The 24694-nt window shown below is 61.6% G+C and carries 25 protein-coding genes and 1 pseudogene; 15 read left to right on the forward strand and 11 right to left on the reverse strand.

The genetic code is table 11. The features are described 5' to 3' along the window. Positions 1-180: 180 nt before the first annotated feature. From ACWTU8_RS22885 to ACWTU8_RS22900, 4 genes are all read left to right on the forward strand, one after another. Positions 181-627, forward strand: coding sequence for a thiosulfate oxidation carrier protein SoxY (locus ACWTU8_RS22885; protein ID WP_455849938.1), 447 nt, complete (start codon positions 181-183; stop codon positions 625-627). A gap of 39 nt (positions 628-666) precedes the next feature. Further along, on the forward strand, positions 667-969 hold the full coding sequence (soxZ, locus tag ACWTU8_RS22890; protein ID WP_455850029.1) for a thiosulfate oxidation carrier complex protein SoxZ: 303 nt from the start codon (positions 667-669) through the stop codon (positions 967-969). A gap of 88 nt (positions 970-1057) precedes the next feature. After that, positions 1058-1363 (forward strand): c-type cytochrome, encoded by a 306-nt coding sequence (locus tag ACWTU8_RS22895; protein ID WP_455849939.1) that lies wholly within the window; start codon positions 1058-1060, stop codon positions 1361-1363. Positions 1364-1369: 6 nt separating this feature from the next. Beyond that, complete coding sequence (locus ACWTU8_RS22900) at positions 1370-2638, forward strand: NAD(P)/FAD-dependent oxidoreductase (protein ID WP_455849940.1); 1269 nt, start codon at positions 1370-1372, stop codon at positions 2636-2638. Positions 2639-2646: 8 nt separating this feature from the next. Here the strand turns inward: ACWTU8_RS22900 and ACWTU8_RS22905 are convergent, their stop codons facing one another. The 9 genes from ACWTU8_RS22905 to ACWTU8_RS22945 form a co-directional block, all read right to left on the reverse strand. Beyond that, a complete protein-coding gene (locus ACWTU8_RS22905; RefSeq protein ID WP_455850030.1) occupies positions 2647-4773 on the reverse strand; it encodes a heavy metal translocating P-type ATPase in 2127 nt (708 codons plus the stop codon). Between the two features lie 56 nt (positions 4774-4829). Then, complete coding sequence (locus ACWTU8_RS22910) at positions 4830-5558, reverse strand: sulfite exporter TauE/SafE family protein (RefSeq protein WP_455850031.1); 729 nt, start codon at positions 5556-5558, stop codon at positions 4830-4832. 31 nt (positions 5559-5589) lie between these two features. Further along, positions 5590-5712: a hypothetical protein gene (locus ACWTU8_RS22915; RefSeq protein WP_281409489.1), complete on the reverse strand. Its 123-nt coding sequence runs from the start codon at positions 5710-5712 to the stop codon at positions 5590-5592. Between the two features lie 152 nt (positions 5713-5864). Further along, the gene (locus ACWTU8_RS22920; RefSeq protein ID WP_065007038.1) at positions 5865-6089 is read right to left on the reverse strand and encodes a hypothetical protein; all 225 of its coding nucleotides are present in this window, start codon (positions 6087-6089) and stop codon (positions 5865-5867) included. 150 nt (positions 6090-6239) lie between these two features. Beyond that, positions 6240-7904 carry a cbb3-type cytochrome c oxidase subunit II gene (locus ACWTU8_RS22925; RefSeq protein ID WP_455849941.1) on the reverse strand — a complete coding sequence of 555 codons (1665 nt, stop codon included), beginning with the start codon at positions 7902-7904 and terminating at the stop codon, positions 6240-6242. Then, positions 7901-9343 carry a cbb3-type cytochrome c oxidase subunit I gene (locus ACWTU8_RS22930; protein WP_455849942.1) on the reverse strand — a complete coding sequence of 481 codons (1443 nt, stop codon included), beginning with the start codon at positions 9341-9343 and terminating at the stop codon, positions 7901-7903. Before ACWTU8_RS22930 ends, ACWTU8_RS22925 begins: the two co-directional genes overlap by 4 nt. A gap of 130 nt (positions 9344-9473) precedes the next feature. Further along, positions 9474-9938, reverse strand: coding sequence for a c-type cytochrome (locus ACWTU8_RS22935; protein WP_455849943.1), 465 nt, complete (start codon positions 9936-9938; stop codon positions 9474-9476). A gap of 12 nt (positions 9939-9950) precedes the next feature. Continuing rightward, entirely contained in the window at positions 9951-11096 is a 1146-nt protein-coding gene (locus tag ACWTU8_RS22940; RefSeq protein ID WP_455849944.1) for a metallophosphoesterase family protein, read from the reverse strand. Between the two features lie 90 nt (positions 11097-11186). Beyond that, positions 11187-11885 (reverse strand): carboxypeptidase regulatory-like domain-containing protein, encoded by a 699-nt coding sequence (locus ACWTU8_RS22945; RefSeq protein WP_455850032.1) that lies wholly within the window; start codon positions 11883-11885, stop codon positions 11187-11189. A 195-nt stretch (positions 11886-12080) separates the two neighbouring features. Here ACWTU8_RS22945 and ACWTU8_RS22950 point away from each other — a divergent pair, with 195 nt between their 5' ends. The 4 genes from ACWTU8_RS22950 (at position 12081) to groL (ending at position 15705) form a co-directional block, all read left to right on the forward strand. After that, entirely contained in the window at positions 12081-12335 is a 255-nt protein-coding gene (locus tag ACWTU8_RS22950) for a hypothetical protein (protein WP_455849945.1), read from the forward strand. A 27-nt stretch (positions 12336-12362) separates the two neighbouring features. Then, positions 12363-12605: a hypothetical protein gene (locus ACWTU8_RS22955; RefSeq protein WP_455849946.1), complete on the forward strand. Its 243-nt coding sequence runs from the start codon at positions 12363-12365 to the stop codon at positions 12603-12605. Positions 12606-12758: 153 nt separating this feature from the next. Further along, positions 12759-14006 carry a 5-aminolevulinate synthase gene (gene hemA, locus ACWTU8_RS22960; RefSeq protein ID WP_455850033.1) on the forward strand — a complete coding sequence of 416 codons (1248 nt, stop codon included), beginning with the start codon at positions 12759-12761 and terminating at the stop codon, positions 14004-14006. 55 nt (positions 14007-14061) lie between these two features. Continuing rightward, positions 14062-15705, forward strand: a complete 1644-nt coding sequence (gene groL, locus ACWTU8_RS22965) for a chaperonin GroEL (RefSeq protein ID WP_455849947.1) — start codon at positions 14062-14064, stop codon at positions 15703-15705. 390 nt (positions 15706-16095) lie between these two features. On the opposite strand, the pseudogene ACWTU8_RS22970 reads toward groL, so the two are convergent. Next, positions 16096-16304, reverse strand: a pseudogene (locus ACWTU8_RS22970) (hypothetical protein). Between the two features lie 116 nt (positions 16305-16420). Further along, positions 16421-17650 (reverse strand): ROK family transcriptional regulator, encoded by a 1230-nt coding sequence (locus ACWTU8_RS22975; RefSeq protein WP_455849948.1) that lies wholly within the window; start codon positions 17648-17650, stop codon positions 16421-16423. A gap of 109 nt (positions 17651-17759) precedes the next feature. Between ACWTU8_RS22975 and ACWTU8_RS22980 the strand changes: the two genes are divergently transcribed. The 7 genes from ACWTU8_RS22980 to ACWTU8_RS23010 are packed head-to-tail and all read left to right on the forward strand — an operon-like array spanning position 17760 to position 24653. Next, complete coding sequence (locus tag ACWTU8_RS22980) at positions 17760-19025, forward strand: ABC transporter substrate-binding protein (protein WP_455849949.1); 1266 nt, start codon at positions 17760-17762, stop codon at positions 19023-19025. 60 nt (positions 19026-19085) lie between these two features. Further along, complete coding sequence (locus ACWTU8_RS22985) at positions 19086-20021, forward strand: carbohydrate ABC transporter permease (protein ID WP_455849950.1); 936 nt, start codon at positions 19086-19088, stop codon at positions 20019-20021. Continuing rightward, complete coding sequence (locus ACWTU8_RS22990) at positions 20014-20916, forward strand: carbohydrate ABC transporter permease (RefSeq protein ID WP_455849951.1); 903 nt, start codon at positions 20014-20016, stop codon at positions 20914-20916. The genes ACWTU8_RS22985 and ACWTU8_RS22990 overlap by 8 nt, the downstream gene beginning before the upstream one ends. Before the next feature lie 10 nt (positions 20917-20926). Continuing rightward, entirely contained in the window at positions 20927-22024 is a 1098-nt protein-coding gene (locus ACWTU8_RS22995) for an ABC transporter ATP-binding protein (RefSeq protein ID WP_455849952.1), read from the forward strand. 4 nt (positions 22025-22028) lie between these two features. Continuing rightward, entirely contained in the window at positions 22029-22802 is a 774-nt protein-coding gene (locus tag ACWTU8_RS23000; RefSeq protein ID WP_455849953.1) for an SDR family NAD(P)-dependent oxidoreductase, read from the forward strand. 40 nt (positions 22803-22842) lie between these two features. Then, entirely contained in the window at positions 22843-23844 is a 1002-nt protein-coding gene (locus ACWTU8_RS23005) for a sugar phosphate isomerase/epimerase family protein (protein ID WP_455850034.1), read from the forward strand. After that, positions 23841-24653: an SDR family NAD(P)-dependent oxidoreductase gene (locus ACWTU8_RS23010; protein WP_095484126.1), complete on the forward strand. Its 813-nt coding sequence runs from the start codon at positions 23841-23843 to the stop codon at positions 24651-24653. Before ACWTU8_RS23005 ends, ACWTU8_RS23010 begins: the two co-directional genes overlap by 4 nt. The last annotated feature ends 41 nt before the right edge of the window (positions 24654-24694 follow it).

Below are 24694 nucleotides of genomic sequence, written 5' to 3' on the forward strand. Positions count from 1 at the left end.
CTAAAGCCCGTTAACCCGAGTTCGCAGTCCTGTGTCCAACTTCCCCGAGATTGCTCCCAGCGGTTGTCGGTGCTAAATTTGGTAGAAGCAGCCGCACTGATGTGTCCGAGTGCGCCGCCCGCCGCCGCCGATGTGTTCTTGGAGTGGCCTAAAGAGTGGCAGGGTTTGGAGACCGGGACGATGAGCTTGACGCGCCGCGAGGTCTTGATCGCCGGGAGTGTAGGGTTTGCCGGGGTTTCCCTCTTCTCGCTGCAGAGCGCGCGCGCGAACGATGAAGCGCTGGATCTCGTCGAACAGCTCACCGGACGGACGGCCACCGTGTCGGATCGCCTGCACCTGATAATGCCAACGGACTTCCCGACCGGCTATACCGTGCCCATGAGCCTTTACATCGACAGCCCAATGACTGAGGCCGACCATGTGAGGCAAATGCGCGTGTTCGCGCCGCGGAACCCGCTTATCGAAGTCGCCAGTTTCCATTTCGTCCCCCAACGCAGTCTACCTCGCGTGTCGACACGCATCCGTCTAGCCAGACCGCAACATGTCATCGCTGTTGCCGAAATGAATGACGGCAATTTGCTGATGACCACGACGTGGGTCCGTGTCGCCACGGATGGCTGTGCCTGAGATCGGAGCGAGACAGTGACCACCCCGACACCACGCGTGATCGTGCCGAGCGCCGCGGCGAAGGGAGAGATTTTTCAGGTCAAGACCATCATCAGCCATGAGATGGAAACAGGGCTGCGCGATGATGATCAAGGCAATGTGATCCCGCGCAAGATCATCAACAAGTTTGTCTGCCGCTACAACGAAACCGTGGTGTTCAGTGTCGATCTCCACGAGGCGATTTCGGCCAACCCGTTCTTCGAATTTTCCTTGCGCGCGACGGAGAGCGGCCGGCTCGATTTCGTTTGGGAAGAAGATGGCGGTGCCGTCTTTGCGTTGTCGCACCAGCTCACGGTCGGTTGAGGTGGTTGCGCAATTCAGCTGCGCGAATTGATGTGAAGAGCTGGGCAGGAGCGTGACCCGAAAACTCCGAAGCAGACGGGTATTCAGCATGCGCCCCGTCGCGAGATCTGCGATTGCCACGGGCCTCGTGCTGCTCGTCAGCCAATCCGGCGCGGCGGCGGAGGCGGATCAAGGCGCTCAACTCGCCGCGACCTGTGCGTCCTGCCATCGCCTCGATGGCGGCGGCACAGTCATTCCCAGCATCATCGGGCTTGGTGAGGAGAGGCTCACCAACGCCCTGCTTGCCTACCGGGCGAGCGAGAGTCCAAATCACATCATGCACGCTATCGCGCTGTCGCTCAACGACGAGGAGATCGCGAGCGTCGCGCGCTATGTCGCAGCGCAGGGAAAGTAACGCGCCATGAAATCCTGGACGCGTCGCGAGTTCGGCCGCCTCACCGGAGCAGCGTTGCTAACGGCGCTCAACCAGCCGAAGGCCCGGGGTCAGGCCAAGGCGCGTGTCGTCGTGATCGGCGGCGGCATCGGCGGCGCAACGGTCGCCAAATATCTCGCCGCCACCGCCACGGCTATCGAAGTGACCCTGGTTGAACCGCGGCAGAGCTACGCGACCTGTTTCTTCAGCAATCTCTATCTCGCCGGGCTGCGCCCGTTCGAATCGCTCAGTCACGGTTATGAAGCGCTGGCAAAACAATATGGCATCACCGTCATTCATGAGTCCGCCGCGGCTATTCACCCCGCGGCGAAATCCGTTGCGCTGAACAACGGGTCGAAGCTCAGCTACGACCGTCTCGTTGTTGCGCCAGGCATCGCATTCAGGGATCGGGCGCTTAAGGGCTATGACGAAGCGGCGATGGAGATCATGCCGCACGCCTGGAATGCAGGGCAGCAAACCAGGCTGTTGCGCCAGCAACTGGAAAGTATGGAGGACGGCGGGCTGTTCGTGCTCGTTGCTCCGCCGAATCCGTTTCGCTGCCCGCCCGCCCCCTACGAGCGCGCTTCGCTCGTCGCATCCTATTTCCAGCGCCGCAAACCCAAGGCCAAAATTCTGATCGTCGATGCGAAAGACAGCTTCAACGCGCAGGACCTGTTCCAGGACGCTTGGAACCGCCACTATCCGGGAATGATCGAATGGCTACCGGCCCAGTTCACTGGCGGGGTCACGGCGATCGACGCGAAGACCCGGTCGGTGATCACCGAGGGAGCAACATTCAAGGCCGCGGTGGCCAATGTCATCCCGGCGCAAATGGCCGGGCGCTTGGCGCAGCAGGCAGGGCTCGCCAATCAGTCGGGCTGGTGTCCGGTTGATCCGGTCACCTTCGAATCGGCGCTGCAGCCCGGTGTCCATCTGGTCGGCGACGCGATCATCGGCTGGGATATGCCGAAATCCGCCTTCTGCGCCAACAGCCAGGCCAAAGCCTGCGCCTTTGCCATCGCGGCCGATCTCACCGGATCAGCGCGTTTCCCGGCGCATTTGTTCAACACCTGCTACACCTATCTCGCCCCGGACGATGCATTCAGCAACGCCATCAGCTTCAAGCCCGTCGACGGGAAGCTCAAGAGCGTCATTAGCTTCATCAGCAAGGTCGAGGAAAGCTCCGAGGTCCGCCGGCAGGCTGCGCGCGCGGCGGAAGGCTGGTATGACGCGTTCACGCACGACGTTTTTGGCTGAAACGAAACTCAACTCCGCTCGACGGCCGGGCCGGCCATTGCGGAAATGCCGGCACCATGCTGGGTACGCTCCGCCTTGGTACCGAATCGTTGCTCCGGGATCAGCGCTGGAACAGGATCGGGCAGCCGCTCCAGCCGCAGCGAATTCACCACCACGAGGATGCTCGAGCCGGCCATGACCGCCGCCGCAAGGATCGGCTGCAAAAGTCCGAATGCTGCGAAGGTCAGGGCGACGAGGTTGTAGCCGAACGCCCACATAAGGTTGGTCAAAATGGTCCTGCGGACCGCGCGGGCCACGTCGACGATCCAGGGCAGCATCCACAATCCGTCAGCAGGCAGCACGAGCGCCGCAGTCTCGCGGGCGAGATCGGTGGCGGAGCCGACGGCGATACCGACATCTGCGGCGGCCAGGACCGGCCCGTCATTCAGTCCATCGCCGACCATCGCCACCGAACCGTGGTCATGGCGGAGCCGATCCAGGGCCAGCCGTTTGGCCTCCGGCGAAAGGCCCGCTTGGATGTCCTTGATCCCGACCAGGGCCGCGATCCGCTCCGCCGCTTGCGCCAAGTCGCCGGTCAACAGGGTGGCGTCGAGCCCGCGCTCACGCAGGGCCGCGATCGCGGCCTGCGCCTCGGGAAGCGGTGAATCATCGAGTGACAGCACGGCGTGAACCTGCTCGCCCCAACCGAGATAGACCACCGAATGACCGCTCGCCTCCAGCGACCGCGCACGCTCGGCCAGCGACGGGGGAAGCGGCCAGCCCAGATCATTTATCAGTCTGCCGTTCCCTGCCGCCACGGGCCGGCCTTCGGCACTGCCGCGGACGCCACGGCCGGGAACCGTCCGGACATCGCGGGTGACGAGCGGCGTGATGCCCCGCTGAGCGGCGGCTGCCGCGATGGCCCGCGCCAGACCATGCTCGGAAAGGCGCTCCAGACCGGCGGCGCGCGCCAGTACTTCGTCGATGCCGACCCCCTCGCAGTTGACGCCGACGAGACGCGCTTTGCCCGCCGTCAGAGTGCCGGTCTTGTCGAAGGCGAGCAGCCGGACACGCGCGAGGGTCTCGAGCACGCCGGGGTCGCGGACGAGGCAGCCGTGCCGCGCCAGCCGGCCGATGCCGAGTGATGTCGCCATCGGAGCAGCGAGGCCGACGGCACAAGGACAAGCAACCACCAGTACCGAGAGGCCAATCAGCAACGCCCCATCGAACGGCAATGACTGCGCCCAGTAAACGATCGTCAGCCCGCCGAGGGCGAGGACGAGCGGCACGGACACGCCAACGATCCGATCGGCAAGGCGCTGGGTTGGACTGCGACGGCTCAGCGCTTCGCGCACCGACCGGCAAATCCGCGCCCAGCGGGTTGCAGTTCCTTCACCGCTGCTTTGGATCAGGAGCGGGCCGTCGATATTGATACTGCCGGCAATCACCTTGGAGCCGGCGCCCTTTGTCACTTGCCGGCTTTCTCCGGTAATCACGGCTTCATCGGTGTTCGATTCCCCCTCGACAACCACGCCGTCGACCGGAATGCGCTCGCCTGGCCGGACCCGCACCAGCATGCCGGCCGACACCTCCCGCACAGGACGGCGGATCTCTGCCGCGCCATCGACCACGGTCGCGCTCTCGCTTTCTGCGGCCAGAAGAGGTTCGAGGTCGCGCGCCGCCCTGGCGCGGCCAACAGCCTCGAGATAGCGGCCAACGGTGAATAGCATCAGTACCATCACGGCGGTGTCGAAATAGACATGCGTGCTGCCCTCGAACACGGCAAATGCCGAATAGAGGTAAGCGGCAGCGACGCCAAGCACGATGAGTGCCGACGACGTCACTCGTCCCTGAATGCCATTGAGCCACATTTCGCGCAGATAGGGCCCGCCGAGAATCACCACCGCCGGCGTCGCGAAGATCCAGAGCAAAAGGTGAATCCACGGCAGCACGCCCGCATCGACGCCGGTGAACGCGTCCGAATAGAGGAGGAGGCTGAACATCATGATATTCATGGAGAGAAAGCCTCCCACGCCGAGCTGGATCAGAAGCCAAGCGGCTTCCCACTCTTCGTGTCTGCCGCTCTTCACCTGAAAGGCGATGCAACAGCCGTAGCAGCAGAACGCGCAAGCCTCACCGTTGAGCCTGCGCTCCATCGGGCGCAGGCCGACGGGCAGCGAACAATGGCTACAGAGGATATCGCCATGCTCAGTCATGCGGGATGTCCGCCCAGCCAGGCAAGGCCGATATGCGCGTCGGAAGGCAGGAGACCACGGCCGAGCGTGATGAGACCGAGCAAAAGAATAAAGCCACCAGCCAGCCGCACGCCGCGCCGTCGCCAGGCTGGCCCGAGCATCCGGCCAACGCCGCCCATCATCAACATCGCGGGGAAGGTTCCCAGTCCGAACCATGCCATGACGAGAAACCCGGGAAGCGCTCCGGCGGTGCTCGCCGCCTGGGCGGCGAAGGCATAGACTAGGGGACATGGCAGGAAGCCGTTGAAAACGCCAAAGGCGAGCGGTGCGGCGCTGCTCCGAGCGGCCAACAGACCGCGCAGGGACAATGCAAATGTGCTGCCGCCAAATCCGATCGCAAGGCGATGAAAGACCTGCAGCAAGCCGAAGAACTGCAACGCCATGGCAATCATGAGCAGGCCAGCGACGGTCGCGAGAATTCGTTGGGCGATGTCTAGGGAGCCGTTCAAGAGCGGCGCCGCCGTTAGACCTTGCGTGGTGCAGATGACCTGACCGATCGCACCCGCGAGCCCGCCCAGAAAGCAATAGGTTGTCAATCGGCCGGTATTATAGAGCAGGTGGCGAAGGATCGTTGCGCCTCCGCCTCGCTGATCGCGACCCAGTGCGCAGGCAAAGCCGCCGCACATGCCGATGCAATGAAAGCTGCCTGCAAATCCAGCGGCGAAGATCACGAGGTAGTAGATCATTGGCGTTTTTCGCAGCACCGCGTCCGCGCCGCTATTGCCGCACAAGATAGACAAGATAGATGATAAAGCCGACGGTGCAGCCGCCATAGATGAGGAAGCCGAGCATCTGCGGCAAGCCAACGTCAGCGAGCTTGAAAACGGTGTCCTGTAGCATCCGCTGCTCCTATGTTAGCCGAAATAAAGACGAAGCACGTTTGTCGTCACCTCGAAGGCCAGGAAAATGAGGTTCAATGCGGCGACCCCAAGAAGAATTCTGGCTACCAACATCTCCATCACTCCTGCCTTACCAGCCTTGCGACAGTCTTCTTAGAACAGACGGCCGGGACCGAGCCCGCCCCAATAGACATACATGTAATACAGCCCCCAGGCGAACAGCAGGCAGTAGACGACGAGAAGCCATATGGGAATGAATCCCACACGCGCCTGTATCAGGCCGCCGGCATAGTCTTCCAGTTCAGGGTGCGAGCTTTGACGCACTTCCAGTTCCGGATGCGTCGGGCTCTCCGGATCGCTGCTCTGCAGATCGCTCATTTTCCATTTCCCTTTCAAAAAACCCGTTGGCGGCTTTGTCGGTGCCGCTCAACGCGCCGGATAGGACACCCCAGATGAACAAGAACAGGGCCGCCAGGCTCATCATCATGGCGCCCGCATAGGGTCCGGTAACTTCAAAACCGAGCATGGCTATCCTCCTGCGGGCCCCTGTTCCTCGCCAGGCGGCGCTGGCGGGCCGGACGCCGGCACCGACGGATCGGGCACATAGGCTCGCTCAGGCTTGTCAGCGACCAGTTCCAGATCGTTCAGCGCCGCGCGGGCCTCCTTCTTGATCGAGAGCGGCTGCAGCGAGAGCGGGTCTTTATAGGCGGAAAGCGCCACCACGAAATAGGAAAGCGCCCACCGGTCCTCGTCCGGAAAGGAATCCCGATAGGACGGCATCGGCGTGCCGCTGAGGCCCGTAGTTATCGTCCGGAAGATGTCTTCGACGGCCGGGCCAGACTTGAACTGGCCGCTGGTGAGGTCGGCCGGCACGGTGGCGAACCCGAGATCATCCTTGAGGCCGGCAGCCTTCTCGCCGTCGCCCTTGCCACCTTGGCCGTGGCACTCCCAGCACTTCGCCACCTGCCAAACCTCCTTGCCACGGTCCAGCATCATCTGCGACGGGGTCGGCGGGCGCCCGATATACAACGGTGGGCCAGGCGGTTCCTCGACGAAGAAAGCGTAAGGACTGGCGGGGTCGGAACGGTCAACCGCTAGTTCATACTTGATGTATTGGATCACCGCCAGCCGATCGTTCAGCGGCAGTTCGTACCAAGGGGGCATTGCCGTGCCGCGGATGCCGCGAGTAATGGTGCGCAGCATGTCGCCGTCCGTGGGCAGGGGCTCCTTTGTCAACCTGAACTTGAAGACTGCTGACGTGAAGTCCCTGGGCCGCTGGTTAAACATAAAGGTGGCGGCCGGCCCGTTGCCGTCGCCTTTGGCACCGTGGCAACCGATGCAGCGGCGCTCATAGACTTCCTTGCCATAGGCAATCCATTCCTCGGAGCGCGGCATCGTCGCATCCATGACCTCCAGGCTCTGCGGCTCGAAAAGATCGCGCCATTTACCCCGGTTCGTGCCGAGCTTCTGGACATAGGAAACGAGCGCCGCCACCGATTCCGTCTCCGCCGCGATGCTGACGGTTTCTCCTGTGTATTCGTCGTTCGGCGTCAGGATGATCGGCTTTCTTTCGCGCGCCTTCAGCGGCACGAACAGCAACCCATATGCATTCGGCGTCAGCTGGATCGCTTGCTGGCTGTCGAAGTCGAACAGGCCTTGGGTGACCTCTGTCCTTTCCAGGGTCCGATTGCCAGTGCCGTCGTCAACGATACGGACGGCTGCATCGGGTTCCTGGAAGAGGCCGCGATATGGCGCCATTATCGAGTCCGGCACCAGCATCCGTGGATTGTAGAAGTGCGCCAGGTGCCATTCGTCGCTGTATTTCAGGCCGACGCGCGTCAGGTCCGGCCCGATCCGGCGTGTGCCTAACAGGTGCGGCACGTCATAGGCGTATTCGCCCGCCTCGCTGACCGGTCCCCAGCGGCGGATCTCGCCGGTCACCGGCCGCACGAATTGCGAATGGCAGTACCAGCAGCCTTCGCGCAGGTAAATGTTGCGGCCGCGACGCTGCTGCTCGGTGTAGTCCGTCGCCTCTGAAACCGTCCATTTCAGCTGGCCGAAATCCGTGCGCACCACCGAAGTCACGCGCGTAGTTCGCGAGGACGGCTCCACGAAGGGCAGCACGCCCTGCGTGATCACCGCAAGGGTGATGCAGAAGACGCCGGCGAACAGCGCGAAGAAGCGAACGTTCACTGCGCGGGCCCTCCGGCCGGGGCCGGGATAGGCGCCTCCACCGGCCCGCGGACGCGTCGCGCCTCAGCCGCCGGGCTGGTCAGTGCGGTCAGCATCAGATTCACCACCAGCAGCGACATACCGATATCCATGCTGATGCCTGCCAGGGTCCGCGCCAGCCAGTAGGGCTTCACCCAGACGAGCGAGTCGAGCCATTCGACCCCATTCATCCATTGATAACCCTGCTGCAGCCCGCCCGCTGTGAGGACCAGGCCCATGGTCGTGATGCCGACGGTGATCAGCCAGAACGACCAGTTGCCGAGCTTGAAGGACCAGAGTTCGCGCCCGAACAGCCGCGGCCAAGTATAGACGAGACCCCCCATCGCCCAGACGACGAAGGTGCCGAACACGGTGAGATGCGAATGCGAGATGACGAAATCGGTGAAATGGGTCGGCTGCTGCAGCTGCCGCAGCGCCTCGGTGGAGCCCTGGAAGCATCCGACGAGATACATGAGCGAGCCCATGATCAGGAACTTCGCCGGCAGGTTCCTGCCGAACTCATGCCACTTGCCCATCATGGTGCCGAAGAAGTTCACCAGCACCGTCCACACCGGAATGATCAGCAGCATCGACGTGACCACGGCCAAGGTCTCGGCCCAGTCCGCGATCGGGCTGTAGAGGTAATGGTGGATGCCGACGAACGGGTAGAACAATGCCAGGGACCAGAAGCCGACCAGCGAGAGCTTATGGGCATAGAGCGGATTTCGCGCGCTGATCGGCAGGAAATAGTAGATGATCACGTAGCCCGCGGGCGTTAGCCACAGCCCGACGATGTAGTGGAGATAGAGGCCATGGAAGGCGGCGCTGTTGATGCCCGAGATCGTGTACGGCAGGATGAAGCTTCCAAGCACGAAGTTCATCGTCGTCCACACGAAAGTGGCGATCAAGTACCATAGCGCGACATAGATCGCCGGCTCGAGCCTTCGACTGATCGTGATCAGGAATTGCGCGGTAGCAACAGCCACTACGATGAAGAATGCGACCTTCGCATAGAGCGGAAGCTCTCCGGCTTCCAAACCGTCACTGTCGCCAAACAGCAAGCCGACCAAACCGGCAAGCGTTGCGACGTTCCAGACCCATGCGAGAAGAATCGACCACTCCGACCATATCACCCGCACCCCCGACAGACGCGGCACGAGATAATAGCAAAGGCCGATGAAAAGCGTCGAGAAGGCGCCGAAGATGACACCGTTGACGTGGACCGGGCGCAGCCGGCCGAAGGTGAGCTCTAGGTTTCCCGATCCAAGATAGTCGGGATAGTTGAAGGTGCTCGAGATCAGAACGCCGACGGATGGCGTCACCATCAGCCAGAACATGCCGAAATAAAGCCAGGTCCGCACGACCCGGTTGTCGACCAGCGCATCCAGGTCCACATTCGCGAAGTTGCCGCGCAGCTTCATCCCCGTCTCTGGCAACGCATAGACCTCCCCGCGCGGTTCCCAGGCCGCACGACTGCTTCAACCCCACCCATCGAGGTGTCATCCCGATGGACGCGCTCCCGTGAAGCCGATGCCCCGGCTATCGACGAGACTAGTACTTGCCTGGCACCAACACCGAGCCGGTGTTCGACCAGGTGATGTACGCCTCGAGCGCCTTCATCGCCTCCGATTCGGGATCGATCTTCTCGCCCTGGTTCGGTTTCTCGATGCACCAGTTGATCATGTCGCGCAGTGTCGCGAACTTGGCCATCGACTGCTGGAACTTCGGGAACGCCTGCGGGTGGGTATTGGAGGCCATCGGATGGCACATGGCGCAAGCCCACCCGGTGGTCGATAGCTTGACGCCCAACTGCTCCGCCATCGCCGCATCACCGTGGAACAGGAGGTCTCCCTTCCTGACCTCCTCCATGAACGCCTCTTGATAGAGTTTCAGCTGCTTTGGCGTCACCGGGTCCTTGTTGGCACTGGCCGGCCCGACGACGACGGCAGCTGCGAGGGCTGCTCCGGCGACGGTGGAACGCCTCAGAATGCAGAGGAATGTCGATGTGTTTATCATAGCCACCACCCTTTATGGATTTGCCCACGGGTATTGATTGTCGGCGATGCGTGGCCGTATGACCTCCTCAATGCTCTTGTCGTGGTCCTCCGGCGACTGGACGAACACCTCCTTGCGCCCCCACATGATGTACTCGACATCGACCTTGTCGTCGGCGTTGACGTTCACGGTTTCCCAACCGACCCCGTCGAACGGATCGCCCGGATCGACACGGATCATCGGCTTGGTCAGCTTTGGCACGCCTTCCGGCGCATACGGCCACGGCCAGGAAGTCGCCAGCATGCCGATCGAGCGCATGCTGCCGATCTCGTTGTAGAGCACCTGGTGCACGTGACCGTGGATGTTGGTGACCTTTGTATAAGGCTTCAGCACGTCATTCACTTCGCGCCAGTCGCGTACCCAGAAATTCCAGGGCGGGTAGTACTCGTACAGCGGATTGTGGCTGAAGATGACGATCGGCTTGGACTTATCCCAGTCGGCGAGTGTCTTCTGCATCCAGTCGAGTTGCTCGCGGCCGACACCGGCCCACGCGCCGGCAACCGTGCCGTCGAGGGTAGCCATGTGGCCCATGCGCTCCTCTGGCGTCATCTTCTTCGCTGTCCAGTAGTCCGGTCCCCGGCTGACCGTATCGAGCCCGATGAAGCGCACGCCTTTGTGATCGAAGGTCCAGTTGGGCTGGCCGAACAACTCGCCCCACTTCTTGCCCATATCCAGATACCAGTCATGCTCGCCGGGGATGTAGTACTTCTTGATCTTCAGATCCTTGAGGAGCTCAACGCCAAGCTCAAGTTCCTCGATCTTTCCGAGCTGGGCCAGGTCGCCGCCGAAGATCAGGAAGTCGGCCGGCGGATCCATGGCCTGGACCTCTTGCACCGCGCGTACCACCTTGTCGACGAAGCGCGTGTTGAGGGATCTCTCGTAGAGATGAGTGTCCGAAATCCAGGCAAACTTGAAGGGCGCTTCGGCGGCGTGAGCGACGTCGATAGTGTTGAGCAGCGGCCACCACGCGAAGGTCTGGCCGACGGAAGCAGCACCAAACAGCAGCGATCTGTGAATGAAGGTGCGGCGGGTGATTTGGAGCGAGTCGTCGGGCCGTACTCCAGGCGGCTGCAGCACCGCGTGCATTTCGCGCCTAATGCGGTCAAGCTCGTCAGACATCACGGTTCCTCCTCAGTGCAGACCGTTCTTAAAGCGTCGGTCTTCTCGCAGGAGCGCGACCCTGTTGAATCAGTGGGTCGCAAATTTTCTTTATTTTTTCAGTTCAACCGTCAGAGTGGTGGCCTTATTCTCCTCTACCTTTACGGGCTGCTCGATGGGCCCGGTGAAGGGGTGGATCGCCACGAGTTTGTAGTCGCCCGGCGGAACATCGGTTATGCTGAACTTGCCATCGGCGCCGGTGACCGCGTAATAGGGATTGTCCACCACATAGACCCAGCCTTCCATCCAGCCATGCGCGTCGCAGTCGACGCGGACAGTGCCGGCCCGCTTCAGTTCGACGGGTATCCGCTGGCCCTTATTGGGTAGCGCCAGGTTGAAGGCGGTTCGCTTACCATAATAGCCGTGGGTGTTGTGGAGCATTGGGTCGCTGTTGACCACCTCCAGCGAACCGGCGGGTATCATCTGAACCGCGGGCTCAAAGCGGCATTTGAGGTTGTTAAGCTCAGGCGGCTTTCCGGGCTCCGGCCAGGCCTTTCCCTGTGCCACGTCGACCAGCTGCACCGCCGCGTTCAGCACGGCCTGGTCGCTGCCGACTTCGATCAGCGGCTCCTCGCGGGGGTCGCCGCACACCTCGATATCCTTGGTGGGGATGATCTTTGTTGTCGGCACGTCGCCGCGGTAGACGATCGTACCCTCGATCGTTCCGCCTCCCGTGACCGGACCCACTTCGTAGGCTTGCGCAGGCGCGGACATTGTCGCAACGACAGCGATTGCCGCTAGCCCGCTCATCAATTCGCGAATGGTCATAAAGCCACCTCCTTCGTGGGGGATGAGGGGCAACTTTCAAATATAGAGCCAAACCACTACCATGTCTAGCCAATCAGCAACAAAATATGATAAAGTAGGATGGCTTAGGCGAGTTTGTTAATCACAAACACACGGGGTGGTTTTGGCGTGTCATTCTCGAAGTGCCGGAGGTACTTGATGAAACGACGGCATGGATTCCTCCGCCCCTGGGCCTACGGTCCGCAAACCCTCTTCTGCATCATATTCGCAGCGGCCCTGTCGATCTGCCAACCGCTCGTGCGGGCTGACACGGCGCCTGTGACGGTCGGTGGCCCATTCACGCTCACGGCGCCGGACGGAACGACGCTCACCGATGAGACTTATCGCGGCAAATGGCTGCTGGCGAGCCCCGGGATGATGGAGATCACGATTATGAAGTTGATCGATGCGTAGAAGTTGCCATCCGGAAGGAGAGCGGCGATGCAAAGGCATACAAAGGAAGCTTCGGAGCTTAAGGCATTGATCCTCGCGGATCTTCATAAGGAGCCGGGGTGCGGGCACGTTACCGATTTTGTGATTCAGCGGCTCGAAACCAAGGAGAACGGGGCAAACTGGACTGTCAAATATCTGGATCCTAATCAAGATAAGGTCTGCGAGACGATACTGATAAACATCGCGCGAATGTTGCAGCTCAACTTCGACCTTCCTGAAGGCGGGTCGTGAGGAACGATGCGAGCTAGGATCGGCGCGCATCGCGCTTCGACATAGTTCGGATGCAAGCAGGGGAATCGGGCGATGGCGGAATCCACAGCGTTGCACACCGGCAAACGTGGCGGCGTAAAGAACGTCATTGCGCTGCCGCAATTTGGACCTCCGATGACCGGAGATGCGGGCGAGCCAGGAATTACGAGTTATGACAGTTTCTTTGCAGATGCGATCGCGCGTCTGCAGGAGGAACGGCGCTACCGTGTGTTCGCGGACCTTGAGCGCATTGCCGGACGCTTTCCCAATGCCGTGTGGCATTCCCCGCATGGACCGAAGGACGTCGTGATCTGGTGCTCCAACGACTATCTCGGGATGGGACAACACCCAAAAGTGGTCGCTGCCATGGTGGAGACTGCTACCCGCCTGGGAACGGGGGCCGGCGGGACGCGCAATATCTCCGGTACCAGCCATCCGCTCCTAGAGCTCGAGAGCGAGCTTGCCGATCTTCACGGCAAGGAGGCGGCGCTGGTCTTTACGTCCGGCTATGTTTCGAATCAGACTGGCATCTCGACCATCGCCAAGCTGATCCCCGGTTGTCTGATCCTGTCCGATGCGCTCAACCACAATTCGATGATCGAGGGCATCCGCCAGTCCGGTACGGAGAAGAGCATCTTCCGCCACAACGACGTCGATCATCTCGAGGAATTGTTGAAGGCGGCGGGTCCGGACCGGCCAAAACTCATCGTCTTCGAAAGTCTCTATTCGATGGGCGGCGACGTCGCGCCAATCAATCGCATTTGCGAAATCGCCGATCGGTACGGCGCAATGACCTATCTCGACGAAGTCCATGCTGTGGGCATGTACGGCCCTCGCGGCGCGGGCATCGCCGCGCGCGACGGTGCCATGAACCGGATCGATGTGATCGAAGGCACGCTCGCCAAGGCCTTCGGCTGCCTTGGCGGCTATATCACGGGAAGTGCTGTGCTGATCGATGCGGTTCGTTCCTATGCTCCGGGTTTCATCTTCACCACTGCGTTGCCGCCCGCGATCTGCGCAGCGGCCACAGCGGCGATCCGGCATCTGAAAACCTCGCAGTGGGAGCGCAAGCGCCAGCAGGACCGCGTCCGGCGGGTCAAGGCGGCGCTGGGTGCCGCTGCGCTGCCGGTCATCCTGAGCGACACCCATATCGTTCCGGTGGCAGTCGGCGATCCGGCGCATTGCAAAGCGGCGAGCGACCTGCTGCTGAGCGATCACGACATCTATATCCAGCCGATCAATTATCCGACCGTGGCGAAGGGAACTGAGCGGCTGCGCATCACGCCGACACCTTGTCATGAGGACATCATGATTGATCGGCTCGCAGCAGCTTTGTTCGATGTCTGGAATCGGCTCGGGCTGCCACGGGACAATCTCGCCTGAGCGGCCGAATGAAGCTTTGCCGTTCCCCGAAGATTAGGTCTTAAGGATCAAGGAAATGGCTGCCAAGGAGATCATGTTTTCGTTCGAGGCTCGCGACAGAATGCTGCGCGGCATTGACACCCTGGCGAATGCGGTGAGCGTCACGCTTGGCCCGCGGGGGCGCAGCGTCGCGATCGGCAGGGAACACGGCGCGCCGCGGGTCACGAAGGACGGCGTGACCGTCGCCAGGGAAATCGAACTCGACAACAAGTTCGAGAACATGGGCGCCCAGATGGTGCGTGAGATAGCAACAAAAACCTCCTATCAGGCCGGCGACGGCACGACCACCGCCGTCGTGCTCGCGCATGCGATCGCCCGGGAGGGCGCCAAGGCGGTGGCCGCCGGCATGAATCCCATGGACCTGAAGCGCGGCATCGATCTCGCGGTCGAAGCCGTCGTCGCGGAACTCAAAAAAAATGCCACGAAGGTCACCTCGAACGTCGAGATTGCGCAAGTCGGCACCATCTCGGCCAACGGCGACAGGGAGATCGGCCGCTGCCTCGCCGACGCCATGAAGAGGGTCGGCAATGACGGCGTGATCACTGTCGAGGACGGGACGTCGCTCGAAACCGAACTCGAATTCGTCGAGGGCATGCAGTTCGACCGCGGCTATATCTCGCCCCATTTCATCACCAATCGCGCAAAGATGCGGGTCGAGATGCAGGATGCCTATGTCCTCATCAGCGAGAAGAAACAGTCCAGTCTGAACGAAATACTGCCGCTGCTGGAGAAGGTGGTGCAGGCCGGCAAGCCGCTGCTCATCATCGCCGATGATGTCGAGAGTGAGGTGATGGCGGCGCTGGTGGTCAACAAGTTGCGCGGCGCTCTCAAGGTTGCAGCCGTGAAGGCGCCGGCCTACGGAAACCGCCGCAAGGCGATGCTGCAGGATCTCGCACTGATGACCGGCGCAACGGTGATCTCGGAGGATTTGGGCATCAAGCTCGAGCATGCCTCCCTCGATATGCTCGGGCGCACCAAGAAGGTGATGGTCGACAAGGCAAACACCACGATTGTCGGCGGCGCCGGCAAACGGGAAAGGATCGAGGCCCGCATCGCCGAGATCAAGCTCGAGCTTGCGGAAACCACCTCCGATTTCGACCGCGAGAAGCTCCAGGAGCGGCTGGCCAGGCTCGCCGGTGGCGTCGCCGTTATCCGGGTCGGCGGTGCAACCGAGGTCGAGGTCAGGGAGAAGAAGGATCGCATCGATGACGCGATGAACGCGACAAGAGCCGCGGTTGCAGAGGGCATTCTCCCCGGCGGTGGGGTCGCCTTGCTGCGCGCCGGCAGGGCGCTCAAGAAGCTCAAGGGCAGCAACGAGGACCAGCAGGTCGGCATCGCGATCGTCAGGAAGGCGATCACCTGGCCGGCTCGGCAAATCGCGATCAATGCCGGCCTGGAAGGCTCGGTCGTCATCGCCGGGATCCTCGAAAACGACGACAACGCCTATGGCTACGATGCCCAATCGGGCGTGTACGGGGATCTGGTGTCAAAGGGCATCATCGACCCGGCCAAAGTGGTGCGAACGGCGCTCCAGGGCGCAGCCTCGGTGGCAGGCCTCCTCATCATGACGGAGGCCATGGTGGCCGAAGTGCCTGGCCCGCCGCCGCCGGAGCTTCCCGGTCACGAGCATCATCATCACGATATGGATTTGGATTTTTGACCGCTTCGCGGTCGTAATCCGGGCTCGCGGCAATCAACAATGATCTCGTCCGCTAGCGAGGTGAGACAAATGGTCGAGGATCACGGTATCCAAGGTCGGCTCATGGCGCGAAGTTGCCGACCGAGATGGGTCGAAGTGGCACAATTTGCCATCTGGAGCCGGAGCGAAGTCAACAGAAATGCGGCCATTGAGAGGAATATCTCTAGGTCGCAACCACCGTGACAACTTATATCATTTCTCGGTCATGCGGCCTTATATCCGAGGTTTTGTAACAATTTGCCCGTCTCCCAACAATCGGGGCCAATTGCAGATCTGTCTCGTTGGCCAAACTCAGTTAATGCCCGAAACTATCGCGCTTAAACATGGCGCGATAGCTTCTGGCTGCCTCTACTAAATATCCGGCTGCTGCGCTTTCACCGGCTGGACTTTCCGCTGAGGGAGGTCAGGGCCATGAGCAAGCTTCGCGCGTCCGGCCAGATATGTCTGTCGGCGCTGCTCGGCAATTCACCTCGTTTCTCCATCTCATAGATCGTGCTGTCAGCGAATGGGACGTTCAACCTGAGTTCATGCCGCCTTATGGTCCGTGGCAGGCCCGTCAGAACCGTTGCGGGACCGGAGCAGCCCACCGGATCGCTGTCCTCATCCTCGTGATTGGGCATCAATCGAGTGGGAGTAAGGGGCAATCGGTCGGCGCTATTCGGCGAGCAAGGCCAGATCATTGCAGTCGGCTGTTGTGTCGCAGCACGAGGCCGACTGCGCCGAGCAATGCGTCGTTCTCCGTGTGCTTGCCAACAATTATCCGCGTGCGCAGGGCGGGCGCGACATCGCGGGACTTGATGAGCGTGTGGCGTTCATATGACGCGATCAGCGGTGCCAGGAGAATATTGCCCGCCAAAGCCATGCGGCCCCCGATAATGATGAGTGGCGGATTGATCACCGAGCCGATCAAGCCAAGACCACGGCCGGCGAACTCGGCGGTGTCCTCGATCATCCGCAGCGCCCCGACGTCGCCCTGTTCAGCCATCATGATCACCTCGTCCATCGTGACCGGCCGCCGCACGATGCGCGAAATCTGCTCGAGCGGCCGGGCAAAGCTCGCATAAAGCTCGAGGCATCCGCGATTGCCGCACCGGCATAGATCGCCGCTGGGATCAACGCTGATGTGCCCGAATTCACCGGCGCCGCCGGCGATGCCAGTCACCAGCCGGCCATGCTGGACAATGGCCCCGCCGACGCCCAGATCGATCTTGAACAGCACGAAATCATCTTGGCCGACAGCCGCGCCCCACATCAGCTCCGCAATGGCCGAGCAGTTGCTCTCGTTATCGGCGAAAATCGGCTGTTCGAGAACCGGCCCGAACACATCGCGGATGTTGACCCCGGCCCAGGTCGGAACAATACTCGCACGCTGCACCACTCCTTCGCGGCTGACAGGGCCCGAGACGGAAACCCCAACCCCCAGGAGCCCCGCCATCGGCAGACCGTTCTCTTCGTAGCATTGGGCAATTGCTGACTTGGCGAGCTGGGCCGCCTGTTGGGGTTGGTAGTCCAGGCCCATGGGGATAGTTTGTTCGGTAATGACAGAATGCGACACGTCGGCGACGACGCACCGCATCTCATCGAGGCCTAGGTGGATCCCGATGCAGGTGCCCGCAGCGGGATTGAGTGTCAATGTCGTCGCAGGCCTGCCGATACCCCTGATCCCGTCATGGTGGGTCGAGGATTCGATCACCATTCCGGACTTTCTCAAGCCATTGAGCGCGGTTGAAACCGTCGATCGCGCCAAACCGGTGATGCGGGTAATCTGCGACGCAGAAAGCACGCCGCGCTCACGTAGACATAGAACGATCAGGCTCTCCGGTGATGCGGAGGGTCTGTCGATCAGCCAATTTCTAAGCGAAGGTTTGTTCATGATGAGCACAAAGGACGTTGACTGATAGCTCAAATATGTCATCTTGGAAAGAACGGAGATTACTGCATCTCCGTCTGCGACGAGCTCAAATTGCGTCCACAGGCGGTCGATACGAACCGTAACATCACATGGGAGTGAAACGATGGATTACCTGAGGACGGCCCTTGCGGCCGCTACGGCGTACACCTTTGTTGCGGGAGCCGCGTTCGCAGAGCCCAAGACCAACCTGTTGCATCAATGGGCGACCGGATCGGACGCCCAGGCTATCGCCAAGCTCGGCGAGATGTTTACCGCCAAGGGTGGCACCTGGCAGCAGACCTCCATCGCGGGCCACACGGCCAACACGCTGGCGAAATTGCGCGCCGACGTGATCGCCGGCAATGCACCCCCCGCGGTGCAGCTCAAGGGACCCGAAATCGCCGAATGGAACGAGACCGGCATGACAGCCAATCTCGACGAACTGGCGACAGCGGAAAATTGGGAGAAGGTCGTCGCTCCCGAATTGCTGCCGGTGATGAAGCCGACCGGCAGCTGGGTAGCGGCGCCGATGAACATCCATCGCATCAACTGGCTGTGGGCATCGCCGAAGGTCATGCAGGAGGCAGGCGTCGCCGAAGTGCCGAAGACATGGACAGACTTCAACGCCGCCTGCGACAAGATCGTGGCGTCAGGCAAAATCTGCATCTCGCACTCGACCGCCGACTGGACCGATTCGACGGTCTTCGAGGTCGTGGTCTACGGAATGGATCTCGATCTCTTCAAGAAGGCCTTCGTCGAGGGTGACGTCGAGGCAATGCGCAGCGACGGCATGGTCAAGGCCTTCGAGCAGTTCCGCACGATGACGACGAAATATATGGACCCCGGCATGAACGGGCGCGACTGGGATACCATGTCGCATCTGGTCGGCCGCGGCGAGGCCGCTTTTCACATCATGGGCGACTGGACGCTCGGCCTGCTCACGGCCGGCGGCTTCAAGGAGGGCACCGACTATGTCTGCGCCCAGGCGCCGACTGATTGGGGCAAGCCGGGGTTCATCCTGAATTCCGACTCGGTCGTGTTCTTCCAGCAGAAGGATCCGGACTATGTCGAGGGGCAGAAACTGCTCGCCAGCACCATCCTGTCGCCCGAGTTCCAGACGATTTTCAATCAGACCAAGGGCTCGATCCCGGCCCGTCTCGACGTCGATCTTTCGAACGGCTTCAACCCCTGCCAGCAGCTCTCCCAGAAGGACCTGCAGGCGTCGATCGATGGCGGCACGCTTGTCCGTTCGATGGCGCATAACATGACGATCCCGCAGAAGGTGCGCGGTGCGATCATGGATACCGTCACTGAATTCGTCGCGACGCCGGATATGACCGCGCAGGACGCAGCTAGTGCCATGGCTGATGCGGCCGAAGCGCAAATGTGAAGAAGCTGCCGATGATGGCCGGGCGCCGGCGCGCCCGGCCTGACTTCGCCGGAGCAGCCCATGTCCACACATGACCTGACTGTAACGATTGCGTCTCCCATAACCCCGTGGCGAGAGCGCCTGGGCACGATGGTGCCCATTCTGGTGCTGGCGCCGTCGCTTGCGGCGAGTTTCATCTACGTCTTCGTCTTCACGATTTGGACGCTGTATCTCTCGCTCTCCAACTCGTCGCTGATGCCGACCTATTTGTTCGTCGGTCTGGACAATTATGCTTCGCTCTGGGCGAACCGACGCTGGAACATCGCCTATACCAACCTCTTCCTGTTCAGCGGCTTCTATATTGTCGGCTCGATGGCCATCGGACTGCTTCTGGCGATCCTGATCGACCAGCGCGTTCGCGGCGAGGCGGTTTGGCGTACCATCTTCCTCTACCCGCTGGCGGTGTCCTTCATCGTCACCGGTACGGTGTGGAGCTGGCTCTACAATCCCGTCGACGGCATCCAAGCCTTCGTGCGGGGGCTCGGCTGGACCGACTTCAGCTTCGCCCTGACGGCCAACCGCAACACCGCGATCTATGCGGTGATCATAACCGGTATCTGGCAGTCGTCCGGCTTCGCAATGGCGCTTTTCCTGGCTGGCCTGCGGTCCGTCGATCCGGATCTCGTCAAAGCAGCCCAGATCGACGGTGCGTCGGTTTCCCGAACCTATCGGAAGGTCATCCTGCCGACGATCGCCCCGATTTTTTTGGCGGTGGCGGTCATTCAAATCCAGTTCGCCATCAAGACGTTCGACCTGGTGGCGGCGTTGACGCGGGGCGGGCCAGGTGTGTCCACTACATTCCCGGCGATCTACGTCTACGACCTGATGTTCCAGCGCGGGCAGATCGGCGAGGGTGCCGCTGCGGCGATGATGATGCTCGCCGCCCTTGCGGTTGTGCTGGTGCCCTATTCCTTGTGGATCGTTTGGCGCAGGCGGGCGGAGGGCCGCAATGGCTGAAATTGCCCCCAACCCCCGGCATGATCCCGAAGCGGCGGCGGCTACGCGGCGATATTTCTGGAACCGCTTTCTTACCTATGCGGTGCTGACGCTTTTCGCTGTGATCTACCTGGCACCGCTGCTGGTCGTGGTCTTCAACTCGTTGCGGGAGCAGTCGGAAATTGCCCGCAACGGCCTCATCTCGCTGCCGCGCAGCTTCCGCCTCGACGCGTGGGCGGAGGCTTGGGGTACCTACTGCGTCAGCGGCACCTGCGAAGGCATGAAGCGCAATTTCTTCAACTCGCTCTGGATGACGATTCCCGCGACGGTCATCTCCACGCTTCTCGGCGCCATGAATGGCTATGTGCTGTCGAAATGGCGCTTCAAGGGCTCGGAAATTCTGTTCAATCTGATGCTGCTCGGCGTCTTCATGCCCGGCCAGATCTCGCTGATGCCGTGGGCGTTCCTGCTCGGCAAACTCGGCCTAACCAATTCGACAAACGGGCTGGTCTTGATTCACGTCGTCCAGGGCATTTCGTTCACGACCCTGTTCTGCCGCAATTTCTACGTCAGCATACCGGACGACCTCATCAAGGCGGCACGCATCGACGGCGCCGGCTTCTGGCGGATTTTCCGCAAGATCATCCTGCCCCTGTCGCCGCCGATTTTGATCGTCACCGTCATCTGGCAATTCACGGGCATCTGGAACGAGTATCTGTTCGGGGTCGTCTTCACCTCCGGCCAGCAGCAGCCGATTACGGCGGCATTGGTCGCGCTCACTGCCGGCGGCACGACCGCCCGTGCTTACGATGTGATGAGCGCAGCCGTGCTGATCGGCGCGCTGCCGCCGTTGCTGATCTACCTGTTCGGTGGAAAATACTTCGTGCGCGGCCTGACGCAGGGCGCCATCAAATGAGGCATCGCCCATGTCCGCGCTGATGATCCGCGACCTTCACAAGAGCTATGGCGGCCTCGAGATTCTGGCCGGCATCAATCTCGAGGCGCGGACCGGGGAATTCATCGCCCTTGTCGGTCCCTCCGGCTGCGGCAAGTCAACCTTGCTCGCCATGATCGCCGGCCTGGAAACTGTCACGTCGGGTGAGATCTGGATTGGCGACCGGCTGGTGAACTCCGTGCAGCCCAAGGACCGCGACATAGCGATGGTGTTCCAGTCATACGCCCTCTATCCCACCATGACGGTGCGCCAGAACATCACCTTCGGCATGGAAAGCCGAGGCGTGCCCAAAGCGGAGCAGGCAGAAGCGGTAAAGCGGGTTGCCGCACTCCTGCAGATCGAGCAGTTGCTCAACCGCAAGCCCGGGCAATTGTCCGGTGGCCAGCGGCAGCGCGTTGCGATGGGGCGCGCCCTGGTACGCGACCCGAAGCTGTTTTTGTTTGATGAGCCCTTGTCCAACCTCGACGCCAAGCTGCGCGTGGACATGCGCACCGAAATCAAGAAGCTTCACCACCGCGTCGGCAAGACGACTGTGTACGTCACCCACGATCAGGTCGAGGCGATGACGCTCGCGTCCCGCATTGCGGTGATGAACCAGGGCTCGGTGCAGCAGTTCGACACGCCGAAGCGGATCTATGACCGGCCGACCAACATGTTCGTAGCCGGTTTCATGGGATCGCCGGCGATGAATTTCATCCCCGCCCGGCTTACCGGCACAACCAGCATCGCGGTGCGCGCTGCTGACGGCAGCGACGCCACTCTTGCCCTTGCCGCTCCGCTGCCTGTCGGTGCGCCAAAGGACGTGGTGCTGGGTGTTCGGCCCGAACACATCTACCGCTTCACGACCGACTTGAAGTCGCGCAAACCGGCTGTGCAGTCGATGCAGGCGCCCGTCGAACTGGTCGAACCGACCGGGGCCGAGACACTTGCCGTCCTCAGGCTAGGCGGCCTGGAGATCACTGGCCGTTTCGAGCCGGATGACGCTCCCATCATGGGCGAGACGATAACGCTCGGCATCGACATGTCGCGCGCCTGTCTGTTCGATCCAACAACCAAGGCGCTTCTGTGATCTGATGTCCAAACAATTCGCGACTTATCCGAGCTTGACCGATCGCGTCGTGCTGATCTCCGGCGGTGCCTCCGGGATCGGGGCCGATATGGTCCGTGCTTTCGTGGCGAATGGCGCCCGCGTGAGCTTTCTCGATGTGCAGGATGAACCCGCGGAGGCATTGGTGCGCGAGCTCGGTGGTACCGCCAAGCAGGCCCCGTTGTACCTCCACTGCGACGTGACCGACGTCGCTGCGCTGCAGGCGTCGGTCGAAGGCGTACGCGCGCAGCTTGGTCCGGTCGCCGTCCTGGTGAACAACGCTGCTGATGATCAGCGCCATGCGGTTGACGCGGTGACAGCCGAATATTGGGATCGCAGCTTCGACGTCAATCTCCGGCATCACTTCTTCGCCGCGCAGGCGGTGCATCCGCATATGAAGGAACTCGGCTTCGGCTCGATCATAAACTTCTCTTCCATCGCCTGGCGTTTCGGGGCGGACCAGATGGTGGCTTATGCCACCGCCAAAGGCGCTGTGGTGGCGCTGACGCGCGCGCTGGCGCGATCGTTCGGATCCGACAACATCCGCGTCAATGCAGTCGAACCCGGCGCTGTCATCACCGAGCGGCAGCGCGAGTTGTGGTTCAAGACGCAGGACGCGATCGACCAGACGGTGCAGCGGCAATTGATTCGCCGCGTCCTGCTGGGCGAAGAGATTGCACGGACCGTGCTCTTCCTTGCCGCCGATGACAGTCGCATGATCACGAAGCAGTCCATCGCCGTGGATGCGGGTCTGCGCTGATGCGATCGCTTCCACATCTTTCAAAGGGACTACCAAATTGATGCTTCGTCTCGGCCTCAATCCTTACGGACTGACCTACCATCTCGGCTTGCAGGGCCGCGGTACGCTGCGGCACAATCCGGATGGGGCGGGGCTGGAAGGCTTCATAGCGCTCGCGCAGGAACTCGGCGCGCGCACGCTCGAGATCTACGAACCGTGGTTGACCGATTTGCCGGACGCCGAGGTCGTCGATCTGCGCAGGCGTCTGACCGCGCTAGACATCGTCCCGGTGGTAAGTGGCGGACTTCTCGTGGCAGGTCCGTTGGACAACGCGTTTCGGGCTGCGCGCCTGCTCGAGGCGACAACGATCCGTATCGCACTGACCCCAGTCCTGTGCGGCGACCGCAACGTCTGGGGCGCGAAATGGAGCGAGTTCAACGCGACGATCCGCGCTGCCTTGACGGAATGGGGACCGCGTGCGGCGGCTGAGGGCCGCGTGCTCGGCATCGAGAACCATCAGGATTTCGGCAGCGACGAACTGGTCGCGTTCTGCGAATTCGGCGGGCCCGGTGTCGGCATCACCTACGATACAGGCAACGCGTTCCCTGTCGGCGAGGCACCGCTTTCCTTCACCCGGCGGATCGCGCCGCATGTCCGCCACCTTCACCTCAAGGACTATCGCGTGCAGTTCACGGATGAGGGCTACCGTCTGGTCCGCTGCGCGATCGGCGATGGCGCCGTGCCATTCGCCGAACTGGCAGCCATCCTCGCCGAGCACCATGATACGCTGACGGCCGTGCTCGAGCCAGGCGCGCTGGAGGCCCGTCACGTTCGCTGTCTCACCGACGACTGGTGGAACGGATATGCGCCGAAAACCGCGCGCGAGTTCGCGGCCTGCCTGAGTGCTGCGCGCGTGAACCGCCTTGCGGACGACGCCGACTACCGGACGCCATGGGAGCGCGACGATGACGGCGCGCTCGTTTCGTATGAGCTCGACATGATCCGGCGCAGCGCCGCCAACATGAAGAAGTTCGATTTCATTGCAATGGAGAAATCAGCATGACTGCCCGAGAACTCAGCGGCCTGACTGCCTTCGTGACTGGCTCGGGACGCGGCCTCGGCCGTGTGATGGCCGAACGCTTGGCCGAACTTGGCGCAAACGTCGCGATTCACGATCTCGATTGGACCCGGCCATCCCAATATGGCGAATTCGCAGACCTCGGCGAATCCGCCAGGGGTTTGGAAAAGCATGGGACACGAGTGACCGCGGTCACGGGCAACATCGGCGACAAGCAAGCCGTCGCCGAAATGAAGAGGAAGATCGAGGCGGACCTCGGCGATGTGCATGTTCTGGTCAACTGCGCCGGCGGCGACATCGGCGCCAAGGGGGTAAAGCCCAGTCCCAACAACGCGCTCGACATCGACTATGATGACATCAAGGTTCTGACCGAGAACAATCTTATCGGTACGATGCTGGTCTGCCAGGCGTTCATTCCGCCTATGGTCAAGCGCGGCTCAGGCTCGGTGATCAACATTGCCTCGGCGGCAGCGCATATCGGATGCTCGCCGGAGGTGGTCTACTCCACGCTTAAGGCTGCCGTCGTCCATTATACGCGCTGCCTGGCCAAGGAATTGATCGACGATGGCGTGCGCATCAATGCGGTGAGCCCCGGCGCCACCAAGACGGCACGCTTCCAGGCGAGCCGCGTCGTCGATCCGGAGCGTATGGACTCGAGCAAGAAATCGCTGAACCGATATGCCGAGCCCGAAGAGATCGCCGAAGCGGTCGCCTTCCTCGCCGGTCCGCGCGCGCGCTTCATCAATGGGCAGGTCATTCGCGTCGATGGCGGTTTCACCATCTTCCCAGGTTAAAGCGCGGCCGTTCACACCGCGAACTGTCGGGCTGAGCGCAC

Source organism: Mesorhizobium sp. BHbdii (assembly GCF_053848045.1).

What these genes read in the sequence shown, in the direction of transcription:
- ACWTU8_RS22885 (WP_455849938.1), top strand. Translation starts at nt 181, where the DNA reads ATGAGCTTGACGCGCCGCGAGGTCTTGATCGCCGGGAGTGTAGGGTTT.
- ACWTU8_RS22895 (WP_455849939.1), top strand. Translation starts at nt 1,058, where the DNA reads ATGCGCCCCGTCGCGAGATCTGCGATTGCCACGGGCCTCGTGCTGCTC.
- ACWTU8_RS22900 (WP_455849940.1), top strand. Translation starts at nt 1,370, where the DNA reads ATGAAATCCTGGACGCGTCGCGAGTTCGGCCGCCTCACCGGAGCAGCG.
- ACWTU8_RS22905 (WP_455850030.1), bottom strand. Translation starts at nt 4,773, where the DNA reads ATGGAGCGCAGGCTCAACGGTGAGGCTTGCGCGTTCTGCTGCTACGGC.
- ACWTU8_RS22910 (WP_455850031.1), bottom strand. Translation starts at nt 5,558, where the DNA reads ATGATCTACTACCTCGTGATCTTCGCCGCTGGATTTGCAGGCAGCTTT.
- ACWTU8_RS22915 (WP_281409489.1), bottom strand. Translation starts at nt 5,712, where the DNA reads ATGCTACAGGACACCGTTTTCAAGCTCGCTGACGTTGGCTTGCCGCAG.
- ACWTU8_RS22920 (WP_065007038.1), bottom strand. Translation starts at nt 6,089, where the DNA reads ATGAGCGATCTGCAGAGCAGCGATCCGGAGAGCCCGACGCATCCGGAA.
- ACWTU8_RS22930 (WP_455849942.1), bottom strand. Translation starts at nt 9,343, where the DNA reads ATGAAGCTGCGCGGCAACTTCGCGAATGTGGACCTGGATGCGCTGGTC.
- ACWTU8_RS22935 (WP_455849943.1), bottom strand. Translation starts at nt 9,938, where the DNA reads ATGATAAACACATCGACATTCCTCTGCATTCTGAGGCGTTCCACCGTC.
- ACWTU8_RS22940 (WP_455849944.1), bottom strand. Translation starts at nt 11,096, where the DNA reads ATGTCTGACGAGCTTGACCGCATTAGGCGCGAAATGCACGCGGTGCTG.
- ACWTU8_RS22945 (WP_455850032.1), bottom strand. Translation starts at nt 11,885, where the DNA reads ATGAGCGGGCTAGCGGCAATCGCTGTCGTTGCGACAATGTCCGCGCCT.
- ACWTU8_RS22950 (WP_455849945.1), top strand. Translation starts at nt 12,081, where the DNA reads ATGAAACGACGGCATGGATTCCTCCGCCCCTGGGCCTACGGTCCGCAA.
- ACWTU8_RS22955 (WP_455849946.1), top strand. Translation starts at nt 12,363, where the DNA reads ATGCAAAGGCATACAAAGGAAGCTTCGGAGCTTAAGGCATTGATCCTC.
- hemA (WP_455850033.1), top strand. Translation starts at nt 12,759, where the DNA reads ATGACCGGAGATGCGGGCGAGCCAGGAATTACGAGTTATGACAGTTTC.
- groL (WP_455849947.1), top strand. Translation starts at nt 14,062, where the DNA reads ATGGCTGCCAAGGAGATCATGTTTTCGTTCGAGGCTCGCGACAGAATG.
- ACWTU8_RS22980 (WP_455849949.1), top strand. Translation starts at nt 17,760, where the DNA reads ATGGATTACCTGAGGACGGCCCTTGCGGCCGCTACGGCGTACACCTTT.
- ACWTU8_RS22985 (WP_455849950.1), top strand. Translation starts at nt 19,086, where the DNA reads ATGTCCACACATGACCTGACTGTAACGATTGCGTCTCCCATAACCCCG.
- ACWTU8_RS22990 (WP_455849951.1), top strand. Translation starts at nt 20,014, where the DNA reads ATGGCTGAAATTGCCCCCAACCCCCGGCATGATCCCGAAGCGGCGGCG.
- ACWTU8_RS22995 (WP_455849952.1), top strand. Translation starts at nt 20,927, where the DNA reads ATGTCCGCGCTGATGATCCGCGACCTTCACAAGAGCTATGGCGGCCTC.
- ACWTU8_RS23000 (WP_455849953.1), top strand. Translation starts at nt 22,029, where the DNA reads ATGTCCAAACAATTCGCGACTTATCCGAGCTTGACCGATCGCGTCGTG.
- ACWTU8_RS23005 (WP_455850034.1), top strand. Translation starts at nt 22,843, where the DNA reads ATGCTTCGTCTCGGCCTCAATCCTTACGGACTGACCTACCATCTCGGC.
- ACWTU8_RS23010 (WP_095484126.1), top strand. Translation starts at nt 23,841, where the DNA reads ATGACTGCCCGAGAACTCAGCGGCCTGACTGCCTTCGTGACTGGCTCG.